Below are 10,817 nucleotides of genomic sequence, written 5' to 3'. Positions count from 1 at the left end.
TCAGCACACCAACCGAGACGCCAAATATGTGGCATCCCATCAATGGGTGAATCATTCTGGGTGGTTTTCAAATAAACGCCCCATTCCTGATTTTCAACGCGAACATCTGCGCCCAGGTTATCAGTCCACATTTGCTGAATTGCAGCAGCAATAAGAGCGTGGCCTTCGCTGGTGTTGTGCATCAGGATGATGTCAAGGTCATTGAATTCTTCCATCGTCATGCCTTTTTCATCCAGATATTCCTGGAGGGAGGCATTGGCAGCATCAACATCATAAGCTAAACCGACTTTTCCGGGCTCCGGAGCACCGAAGATTCCAGGAGGAGCAAAGCTGGTTGCGGGGATCTGGCCACCTTTGGTGACATTGTCGATCAGGCTCTGGCGGTCAATAGACTGCGCAAAAGCGGTGCGAACGCGGACATCATCAAAGGGAGGTTTGGTGTTGGTGAAACCGTAGTAATAGGTGCAGGGGGTGGGGGCTTCGTAATAATCTGCACTCAAGACAGGATCAGCTTTTACACGATCCATCTCAGGCAATGGCACAGATGTATCATCCAACTCGTCATTTTCATAGAGAGCAAAGGCTGTGGAATCTTCTTCAATCATCAAGCCATGGATATACTCAATTTGAACATCGTCAGCATTGATCCAGAAAGGATTCTTGGCAAGATTTAGCTCGCCACCATGGATCCAGCTTTCAAGCACGTATGGGCCATTGGAAACAAAGTTCTCAGGCTCGGTCCATGCATCACCACCGGCTTCAATTGCCCACTGAGGCATTGGATAGGCAATCCACATACCAGCAATGGCGGGGAAATAGCCAGCTGAACGCTCAAGGGTGAATTGAACAGTGTAGTCATCAAGAGCAACAACACCGAGGTCATCGACGGTCAGTTCCTCAGAACCACCGTTGACTTCAGCAGCATTCTTGACAATATAAAGAACGTAGGAATAGTCAGAGGCAGTCGCCGGGTCTACTGTGCGCTTCACGCCATAAACAACATCATGTGCATTGACTTTGCGATCTTGTTTTTCGACTTTTCCGCTCTCAGCATTATATTTGACCCAGTCAACATCCTCACGCATGTGGAAAGTCCAGGTTTGGTTGCCATCAGCATCTTCACCAGATTCCCAACTTGTGGCCAGGTAAGGAGCAACTTCACCGGAGACGGGGTCAAACTTTGTCAAACCAGCAAAAGTATTACCAACGACATCCACAGAGGTGGTGTCGGTGGCCAGTGACGGGTCCAGGGATGGGGGCTCAGTGGCCCAGTTCCAATTAAGGGTTACGGGGTCGGCAGCTAATCCACCACCACCGCAAGCGGCCAACACCATGCTGCTAATAATCAGCGCAGCGAAGACCAAAATGGTTTTATTCGATTTCATTATCTTTCTTCTCCTTCTAAATTTAGAAACGATTATATGTACAGTAAAAACGGGGTTGGTTCATCTTCAGCAAGCACCACCTCCTTAAAAGGTAGAAATGACTAAACTAAATGACAAGCGACCCAGTGATCTTTCAGGGCTTCTCGCCATTCAGGTTGTGTTTGACTACAGATATCCTCCGCTATTGGGCAACGCGGGTGGAAGCGACATCCAGAAGGCGGATTCGAGGGGCTGGGTACATCACCTTCGAGAATGGTTCGTTTGCGATTGCGTTCCTTAACCGGGTCAGGGATCGGGACAGCGGAAAGCAGTGCCTGAGCATAGGGATGCAGGGGCTTACCATACAATTCATCACGGTCTGCCAACTCAACGATCTTACCCAAATACATCACCGCTGTGCGATCCGCAATATGACGGACCATGCTCAGATCATGAGCAATGAAAAGATAGGTAAGGCCAAATTGTTTCTGAAGCTCTTCGAGTAGATTGACGACCTGCGCCTGGATAGACACATCCAACGCGGCGATCGGTTCGTCACAGACAATGAATTTGGGGTTCAACGCCAAAGCACGTGCCACGCCAATTCGTTGACGTTGTCCACCGGAGAATTCGTGTGGGTAGCGATTAATGAAGTAGGGATTCAGCCCGACCAACGCGAGCAACTCTTTCACACGTTCGCGACGCTCTTTTTTCGTCCCAATCCCATGTACTTCCAGGGGTTCTGCGATAATGCTGCCAACCGTCATTCTGGGATTTAAAGAAGCATACGGGTCCTGGAAGATGATCTGAAGATCACGGCGATATTTTCGCATGCTGTCATCGCTGACCTCAGTCAGGTCTTCGTCCTCATAGAATACTTTGCCAGAGGTGGCTCGATGGAGTTGGAGGATGGTGCGCCCGGTTGTGGATTTCCCACAACCACTTTCTCCAACCAAGCCCAAAGTTTCACCTTCGCGAATTTCAAAGGAGACGTTATCAACAGCCTGCACAGCACCAATTTCACGCTGAAATATAATGCCGCGCGTAATTGGAAAATGTTTGGTAAGGTTTTCTGCTCTTATTAATACTTTTTCCTGGGTCATCGAAATTCACCTGTATCTACATCGATCCAGCATGCAATTTTGTGGTCTGGGGAGATTTCTTCGAGCATTGGATTCTCCACGCGACATTTATCCTGGACGAATTTACAGCGAGCAGCAAAGGGGCATCCCTTGGGCAATTGAATAAGATCAGGCGGTAAGCCTTCAATTGATTCCAACTCTTCACCAACGCTGCCATCCATGCGAGGTAGAGAACGCAAAAGCGCTGCCGTGTATGGGTGACGAGGCTGTCCATAAAGCTCATATACGGGGGCGCTTTCAACAATAAATCCGGCATACATCACAAAAACGCGATCAGCCAGGCCGGCAACAACGCCAAGGTCATGCGTAATCCAGATCAGGGCCATGCCAAGCTGATCTTGTAATCGACGAATAAGATCAACGATTTGTGCTTGAATGGTTACGTCCAAAGCAGTGGTGGGCTCATCAGCAATCAAAACTGCTGGGTTACAAGCCAAAGCCATCGCAATCATCGCTCGCTGGCGCATTCCACCAGAAAATTGATGGGGATAATCGTCCAGGCGAGAGGCTGCATCAGGAATGCCGACCATTTCCAATAATTCCGCAGCTCTCTCGTTTGCCCCATCGTCATCAAAACCCAAATGCAGTTGGAGAGGTTCTTTTAGCTGATATCCAATGGTTAACACAGGATTGAGCGATGTCATTGGGTCCTGAAAGATCATCGCAATTTGGCTTCCCCGGATGCTTCGCATTTCTTCTTTCGACAGAGACATGATATCTGTTTCCATAAAATACAGACGATCTGCCTCGATCTTGGCGGGCGGCTCATGTAGCAGGCGCATTACAGATAGCATTGAAACGCTTTTTCCACATCCACTTTCCCCAACTATCCCCAAGGTCTCCCCTTCTCGCAACGATAATGAAATCCCATTTACAGCCTGCACGAGACCATCGTCTGTGCTAAACTGAGTGTGTAAATTCTGGACTTGTAAAATAACAGGTTTCCCGTTTACTGCCAATGTTGCCTCCAAACTAAAATTGCAATCATATCGTGATAAGTTTTATTTTTCCAACAGGGGGAAGCTTAGATCTCTTCCTCATCTAGAAAAAATCTGGAAACTTTTCCTGAAAAATTGACGAGGAAAAAGGCAAAGAGATAAAGAAACATAGGTTTACGATTATACCCAATTCTGTGTAACCGTCAACTGCCGCGATTATACGATATTCGCAGATCAGGTCTGTAGAAATTTAAATAGTACTCCAGTATGATGTTGGGTATGCCTTTAATGTCTTTTTTTTTACTTTATCAGACTGAATATAAGCAAAATGGATTACTTTGTTGACAGCCCTCCTTTCATAAAATAGAATACAGGATATTCCTCTATTCATCCTTTCAAAGGAAATAACCTCCCATAGGGGCGGGTCTGACTGTACACGTAAGACCAGCCCCTATCATTTAATTAACCCGTGAATTCTATCGACTCTCTCAACCCCCAACAACAAGAGGCTGTTACCGCCGGTACTGGCCCTATTCTGGTTCTCGCTGGCCCCGGCTCTGGCAAGACGCGCGTACTGACACAACGCATCGCTTATCTGATTGGTCAGCAGGGTGTACGCGCCTATCAAATTTTGGCCGTGACCTTTACCAACAAAGCCGCCCGTGAGATGAAAGAACGTGTTGAAAATCTGATCGGCCCTCAATTTTCTCAAGGGCTGATGCTGGGAACCTTCCATTCCGTCTGTGCCCGCATCCTTCGTCGTGAAGTAGAGCATCTTCCCTTTGATAATAATTTCGTCATCTTCAACGCTGATGATCAGATCAATGTGGTCAAGAGCGCCTTGCGTGAATTGAACATTGATGAGAAACGCTATCGACCCCGCTCAGTGCATGGATCGATATCCAATGCAAAAAACGAGCTTATCCGCGCAGACCAATATCCCTCCACCACCTACCGTGATGAGGTCGTCAAGCAGGTCTATGCCCGTTATCAGGAGCTCCTGCTCGAGAACAACGCCCTCGACTTCGACGATCTATTAATGATGACAGCGCGCCTGCTGGAAGAAGAGCCGGCTATCCGTGAGAAATATTCGGAGCGTTTTCAGCATATCCTTGTAGACGAATTTCAGGATACCAATATCGCCCAGTACACGCTGCTTAAACATCTGGCATCCTTCCATCATAATATCTTTGTCGTCGGAGATCCGGATCAATGTTTTCCACCAGAAACAAGCATCCTTACAAGCAAGGGAAATAAATCTATCGCCGACCTAAAAATCGGGGATCAGGTCATCGCCGCAAGCGGGCGCGGATCGACACTTCCATCTCGGATTGGTCATATTGGCAAAAGATATTTTGAAGGCGAATTGGTGTCTGTTAAAACTCAAAAGGGCTATTCTTTCCGTGCAACACCAAACCACATTATTTTTGCACGGCTCGGGCTTAGTGCTAATTTAAATTATGTTTATCTCATGTATCGCAAGGATAAGGGCTATAGAGTAGGGGTTGCTTCTCATTCGCGCAGTGATGGGTTATCTATAAAAATTGGTTTGCAAGTTCGCAGCAATCAAGAGAAAGCTGACAAAATCTGGGTTTTAAAAGTTTGTGAAGATAGAGCAGAAGCCCATTATTGGGAAGCATTTTATGCATTCAGCTACGGTATCCCCACAACCGTTTTCCATACAAGCGGACGTAAAATGCGCTTCACACAAGAAAAGGTTAATCATCTCTTTGAAGAAATAGATACAAGATCAAACGCTCAACGGCTCATGGGTGATTTGGAGATCGATGAAAAATATCCCCACTATCTTCCGCAAGGAACTTATCGCAATTTGATCAATATCCGTTATTTTGGTGATGGGCGTAAAACGAAACAATCACCGTGGCATGCTCATCGCGTTGATCTGTGGAGTAGTGAAGAAGGGTTAGCAAAGAAGTTACAAGAGCAAGGCTATAATCCACGCATTCGTAGCCGAAACAATTGGCGTATTGGATTTAATCGGCTGAAATATAATGATATTCATGCAGTAGCAGAAGAACTTAGTAAAAATGTGGGCAACACAGAAATTCTTGTTGGCGCATTTCTGGTTGATAAGGGCGATGCCCCTTTATCACCCCGTTTCAACTTGATGCCAACTAGTCAACTTCATCCCTCCATGATAGTAGCTGTTGAAAAGGATGGGAAAATTGTCGAAGATATTATCGTAGAAATATCTCGCGAACCCTATATTGGGGACGTTTATGATATAGAAGTTGATAATTTACATAATTATCTTGCTAGCGGTATTGTCGTTCACAATTCGATCTATCGATGGCGCGGGGCAGATTACCGAAATGTTCACCGTTTTGAGCAGGATAACCCCAATACGAAAACCATTCTCCTCGAGCAGAATTATCGCTCCAAACAGAATATCCTCGATGCAGCGATGGCGGTCATTGATCGCAATCCCCAACGGACACGCAAACAACTTTTCACCGAGCGTGGCGAGGGGCATAAGCTCTCCTATTTTGAAGCTGCCGATGACTATGCCGAAGCGACCTTCATCGTTGACACCATCCTTCAGATCACCAACAATGGGGCCGTCCAACCCAGCGACTGTGCGATCATGTACCGCACCAATGCCCAATCCCGCCTCCTGGAAGAGGCCTTCCTACGTGCACAGATGCCCTACAGACTCGTTGGGGCTCAGCGATTTTATGGCCGTCGTGAAGTCAGAGATGTCATCGCTTATCTGCGGCTGATCCATAATCCCAGCGATCAGGTCAGCCTGGCGCGCGTGATCAGCACACCGCCACGGGGGATTGGCAAAAAAACGCTCACAGACCTGCATCAGGTTGCTCGGGCTGCTGGCAGCTCTCCCGGCGCTGTGTTGCTTGATCTCTCACGAGGCAAAAAATCCCCTTATTGGGATTCCTTCTCCGCGCGCGCAGCATCCCCTCTCTCCAATTTTGGCAATCTCTTTGCAGAGTGGCGCGCATCATCTGATATCCTGACGATCAGCGAACTTTTCGATAAGGTCATCGCCGATATTCGCTATCAGGACCATCTCGATGACGGCACGGATGAGGGCATTGACCGCTGGGAAAATGTGCTGGAGCTGCGTCGCCTGGCTGAGGAATATGACCAGCGCACAATGACGGAATTTCTTGAAAATGTGGCCCTGATCTCCGACCAGGACACGCTTACCGAAGGGCAAAATGCGGCCACGATGCTGACCCTGCACGCCGCAAAAGGACTCGAATTTGGCGTGGTTTTCATCGTCGGGCTGGATGATGGCTTGCTGCCGCATAACCGCTCTTTCGATGAACCCGAAGAGATGGCCGAGGAACGCCGCCTTTTTTATGTAGGCATCACTCGTGCAAAAGACCATCTTTATCTCGTACGCTCGGTGCAGCGTGGTGGACGGGGCTATGCCGAGGCGACCTACCCCTCCCGCTTTCTGGATGATATCCCCGAAGATCTGATGCTCGGAAAATCCCGCGCGGGACGTGTCTCTCGATCCGCATCCCGCTCTCAGGCGAGGTGGTCTACCCCTTCTTTGTCGAGCTTTTCTGGACGCTCGACAGAGCAGCCTGCTCCCGTTATGGAGGCAAAATACAAAATGGGATCGCGAGTCCGCCATCCCACCTGGGATGAGGGCATCGTCCTCAGCAGCAAGCTCGAAGACGGCGACGAAACCGTAACCATCGTTTTCGAGAGCGTGGGGATCAAGCGCCTCGCAGCGAGTCTGGCGAAGCTGGAAATTCTTTCCTAAGGGAATTTTTCAAAATGACAAAGCCCCAGACAATTAAAGAAACCTTCGACTTTCTTGTGCAACACGCACTGGAAAAGACGTTTTTTTCAGCCCAATCACTTGCTGAAAAAGCGGAATGGAATCTCGCTGAAACCGAAGAAAATATCATCTATCAGTTGAGTGATCTAATTGAAGCAAAGGGGAAGCAATATCTCGCCAAACCAGAGATTCTGCGCGTCCGCCTGAGTGATTTTAAAGAACTCTTGCACCAGAAAAAAAGATTATTCACCGATTATATTTTGGAAGTCTCTCCAAGCATCTTGATCTACGAATTCTTCATGCCGCTTTCGCGTGAAGACAGATTACGCGAAGCACTCGATAACCTTTTCTACCGCGATACCATTGAACAAAGAGTTCAGGAAATTGGGTTGGCTCAAATTCGTGCTGGCCTGAATTTATCAGCAGATTATTCTGATGAGAAAATCAGACAACTTGTCTTCGATTTTATGGAAAGCACAATTGGGGGCTACTCGATCTATCTGGTCAACGGGCGTTATCGAGCCGATCAACTTGCATCTCGCGCCGAAGTCGTTAATCGTCCCTTCGCCTATGGTCCTTATATCGTCGATGAAACGACAGCCATTGTTCGCTTTATATTGCCGGTTGAAACTGATGCCGGGAAGTTTGCGCACGGCAATATTCTTGAGCCAGCTACCGTATCCCTCGATACTCAAAAACGCTCGAAGCTAGTTCGTTGGCTCTTTTTAAACTTCTTTGCAGAGGCATTAATTCGCGTTGTCCAAAATGAAGATGAGATATGGCTACTCGAATCGGGGATGCGCAGCGCCTTCTATCGCTGGATTAAACGCGAAGATTAACGCCAAATATGAACTGCTCTTTCCTTAAACTCCTCTACCAAATCTACGTTCGCTTATCCGCGATCACAAAACCCGTCACCCTGGGCGTACGCGTTCTACTCATCCGCGACGAAAAGGTTTTACTGGTAAAACATAGCTATCAAGACCTGTGGTTCCTCGTCGGCGGCGGGATGGAGCGCAACGAAACCCTGGAGGAAGCCGCTCGTCGCGAGGCGATGGAAGAGGCTGGTGCCACCTTGGGAGAGATGAAACTATTTGGCATATACACCAACTATATCTTTGGTCGCAGCGATCATATCGTTGTCTTCCTCTGCGAAGACTTCACTTATACTGGTGAACACGACAGCGAGATCGAGATCGTTGAGCTTTTATCAATGGGTGCTCTCCCCAAAAATACTGCTCCCGGGATCAGGCGGCGTATAGAAGAATACCGCGCAGGCAAAGAATATTCACAATTTGGAAAGTGGTAATATTTATTATTACTATCGCACGTTACGCACTTTCTTTGTTGAGCTGTATTGCCCCTCTGTCCTCTCGGACATCTCCCCATTTCTAAAAGCAAAAATAGGGAGAACCAGTAAAAGTAGTATTTTTCAGAGAAAAACACTACTTTTAAAGCCATGCCCCTCCCATAAATTCCACGCACTTGGAATTTGGGGGAGGCTGGGTGGGGGCAATGCTCAAGGCTAACTATAAAATCGAATCTTCATTGTGCAAAGTGCGTAACTTGAGTTACTATTTTTTTGTATTTGGTTTTAGGATAAAGGAGAAAATATGAAATACGTCAACCTTGGAAAAAGCGGACTGAAAGTCTCACGGCTGAGTCTGGGCATGATGACCTATGGCACGTCCAAATGGCGCCCCTACATATTGGATGAGGAACCCTCGCGCCCCTTTATAAAAAATGCATTGGATGCGGGGATCAACTTCTTTGATACCGCCGATATATATTCAAACGGCGTCAGTGAAGAACTGACAGGAAAACTGCTAAAAGAATTTGGTGTCAAGCGAGAGAACGTGGTCGTTGCCACTAAATTATTTTCCAACCTGACAGATGAAATCAACGCTGGCGGGCTTTCCCGTAAACACATCATGGATGCGATTGATGCTTCGTTGACTCGTCTGGGGATGGATTATGTGGACCTATATCAGATCCATCGCTGGGATAATGAAACCCCCATCGAGGAAACGATGGAGGCCCTGCACGATGTCGTCAAAGCCGGCAAAGCGCGTTATATCGGTGCCTCCTCGATGTACGCCTGGCAGTTCGCTAAGGCGCAGCACGCCGCCGATACAAACGGCTGGACACGTTTTGTCTCCATGCAGAATCACTACAATCTGGTCTACCGCGAAGAAGAGCGCGAGATGATTCCGCTGTGTATCGATCAGGGCGTTGGCCTGATTCCGTGGAGCCCGCTGGCACGCGGATTTCTGGCGGGCAACCGCAAACGCGAGGGGGGCGGAGACACTGTCCGCGCCAAGAGTGATGATTTTGCAGATATGATGTACTATCGTGATGAAGATTTCACTATTGTTGAACGAGCCGGGGAACTTGCCAAAAAACATGGGGTGAGCACCGCCCAGATCGCGCTAGCCTGGATGCTTAGCAAAAGCCATATCACCGCTCCCATCATCGGGGCCAGCAAAATGGAACATCTCAATCAGGCCATCACAGCAATGGATATCGTTCTCTCAGAAGATGAGGTTTCTTCATTGGAGGAAGCCTACCAACCACATCCGATCCTGGGGCATACATAACAGATTATCGCAAGGCGCTGGCCCTGGGTTCGACCGTTTCCCTCCCGGAACTCTTCGAGACGGCCGGGGCAAAATTCGCTTTCGATGCCGAGACCTTGAAAGATGCCGTGGATCTGATGGAAGAGGTCATCCAGGAGATGGAAGCAAAGTTTAAGGAATAGCGCGAAACTACAACAGAATAAAAGGAAGACCTATGAATAAACTACTGGAAGAATTACTTTTAGAAGAGCAGCAACTGCAATTTGCCAAATTCAATGAGGATACCGCCTGGGAAATTGGCTCCTGGCTGGTGGAATATGCCGCCCAAAATAAACTCCCGATCACGATCGATATCCAACGCGGCGAACAACAGCTTTTTCACGCCAGTCGACCTGGGACCAGTGCGGATAATGATCAGTGGATCAAACGGAAAGTTAGGCTGGTCAATCGTTTTGGGCACAGCTCTTTTTACATCGGTCAACTCTTGAAGAGTGAAGGAAAAAGTTTAGAAGAGCTGTTTTTATTAGCTGAGAGCGAGTATGCCCCGCATGGCGGTTGCTTTCCCATCATCATCAAGGAAACCGGGGTTGTTGGCACGATCACGGTCTCAGGCCTGCCCCAGGAAGACGACCATAAAGTTGTTGTTCAGGCATTAAAGTCGTATTTGAAAGTAGATTAAAATTACTCTGTCTTCATTTCAACCTCCGGCCATCGTTGAGAATATCATTCCTATGGCAATTTGACGCCCAGGAAGTGTTGGAAAAGTTATCCAGTTCCTCCCGAAGGCCGTATCGCCCCAGCGGGCTCCCGGCCCGAACGGTGTAGTCGAAGGATGGGGGGGTGCAAACACCGCTCTTCACCCTTCGGGTACAGGCGACTGCGCTGCGTTCCACTCAGAGGCTGCCTGATTCCCAAATTCCGAATATCAAATCTCAAATAACGATCACCCACAAAATGGTATACTTCCCCCGCTATAAAATCTGATATTTAATTCTCACCACGAAGGCACACATGTGCCTGCACTG

The 10,817-nt window shown here is 48.1% G+C and carries 8 protein-coding genes; 5 read left to right on the top strand and 3 right to left on the bottom strand.

What is annotated here, in order from left to right; translation table 11 throughout:
- The 3 genes from AC3DOM_RS10875 to AC3DOM_RS10865 all read right to left on the bottom strand — a co-directional run.
- On the bottom strand, window positions 1-1,385 hold a 1,385-nt coding region (locus tag AC3DOM_RS10875; RefSeq protein WP_487919071.1), incomplete at its 3' end, for a peptide ABC transporter substrate-binding protein.
- A 101-nt stretch (window positions 1,386-1,486) separates the two neighbouring features.
- On the bottom strand, window positions 1,487-2,467 hold the full coding sequence (locus AC3DOM_RS10870; RefSeq protein ID WP_487919070.1) for an ABC transporter ATP-binding protein: 981 nt from the start codon (window positions 2,465-2,467) through the stop codon (window positions 1,487-1,489).
- Window positions 2,464-3,465, bottom strand: a complete 1,002-nt coding sequence (locus tag AC3DOM_RS10865; RefSeq protein WP_487919069.1) for an ABC transporter ATP-binding protein — start codon at window positions 3,463-3,465, stop codon at window positions 2,464-2,466. Before AC3DOM_RS10865 ends, AC3DOM_RS10870 begins: the two co-directional genes overlap by 4 nt.
- 448 nt (window positions 3,466-3,913) lie before the next feature.
- Between AC3DOM_RS10865 and AC3DOM_RS10860 the strand changes: the two genes are divergently transcribed.
- From AC3DOM_RS10860 to AC3DOM_RS10840, 5 genes are all read left to right on the top strand, one after another.
- Window positions 3,914-7,198 (top strand): UvrD-helicase domain-containing protein, encoded by a 3,285-nt coding sequence (locus AC3DOM_RS10860; RefSeq protein ID WP_487919068.1) that lies wholly within the window; start codon window positions 3,914-3,916, stop codon window positions 7,196-7,198.
- Window positions 7,199-7,212: 14 nt separating this feature from the next.
- Window positions 7,213-8,055 (top strand): hypothetical protein, encoded by an 843-nt coding sequence (locus AC3DOM_RS10855; RefSeq protein WP_487919067.1) that lies wholly within the window; start codon window positions 7,213-7,215, stop codon window positions 8,053-8,055.
- 8 nt (window positions 8,056-8,063) lie between these two features.
- Window positions 8,064-8,525, top strand: a complete 462-nt coding sequence (locus tag AC3DOM_RS10850) for an NUDIX domain-containing protein (RefSeq protein WP_487919066.1) — start codon at window positions 8,064-8,066, stop codon at window positions 8,523-8,525.
- Window positions 8,526-8,829: 304 nt separating this feature from the next.
- A complete protein-coding gene (locus tag AC3DOM_RS10845; protein ID WP_487919065.1) occupies window positions 8,830-9,813 on the top strand; it encodes an aldo/keto reductase in 984 nt (327 codons plus the stop codon).
- A gap of 193 nt (window positions 9,814-10,006) precedes the next feature.
- A complete protein-coding gene (locus tag AC3DOM_RS10840) occupies window positions 10,007-10,471 on the top strand; it encodes a heme-degrading domain-containing protein (RefSeq protein WP_487919064.1) in 465 nt (154 codons plus the stop codon).
- The last annotated feature ends 346 nt before the right edge of the window (window positions 10,472-10,817 follow it).

Source organism: Candidatus Desulfolinea nitratireducens (assembly GCF_982879505.1).
The sequence above is the reverse complement of the archived record's forward strand: the minus strand, read 5'-3'. Positions and strand labels throughout refer to the sequence as shown.

Excerpts from the sequence above, each read along its gene's own strand:
- AC3DOM_RS10870 (WP_487919070.1), bottom strand. The coding sequence starts at position 2,467 with ATGACCCAGGAAAAAGTATTAATAAGAGCAGAAAACCTTACCAAACAT.
- AC3DOM_RS10850 (WP_487919066.1), top strand. The coding sequence starts at position 8,064 with ATGAACTGCTCTTTCCTTAAACTCCTCTACCAAATCTACGTTCGCTTA.
- AC3DOM_RS10855 (WP_487919067.1), top strand. The coding sequence starts at position 7,213 with ATGACAAAGCCCCAGACAATTAAAGAAACCTTCGACTTTCTTGTGCAA.
- AC3DOM_RS10840 (WP_487919064.1), top strand. The coding sequence starts at position 10,007 with ATGAATAAACTACTGGAAGAATTACTTTTAGAAGAGCAGCAACTGCAA.
- AC3DOM_RS10845 (WP_487919065.1), top strand. The coding sequence starts at position 8,830 with ATGAAATACGTCAACCTTGGAAAAAGCGGACTGAAAGTCTCACGGCTG.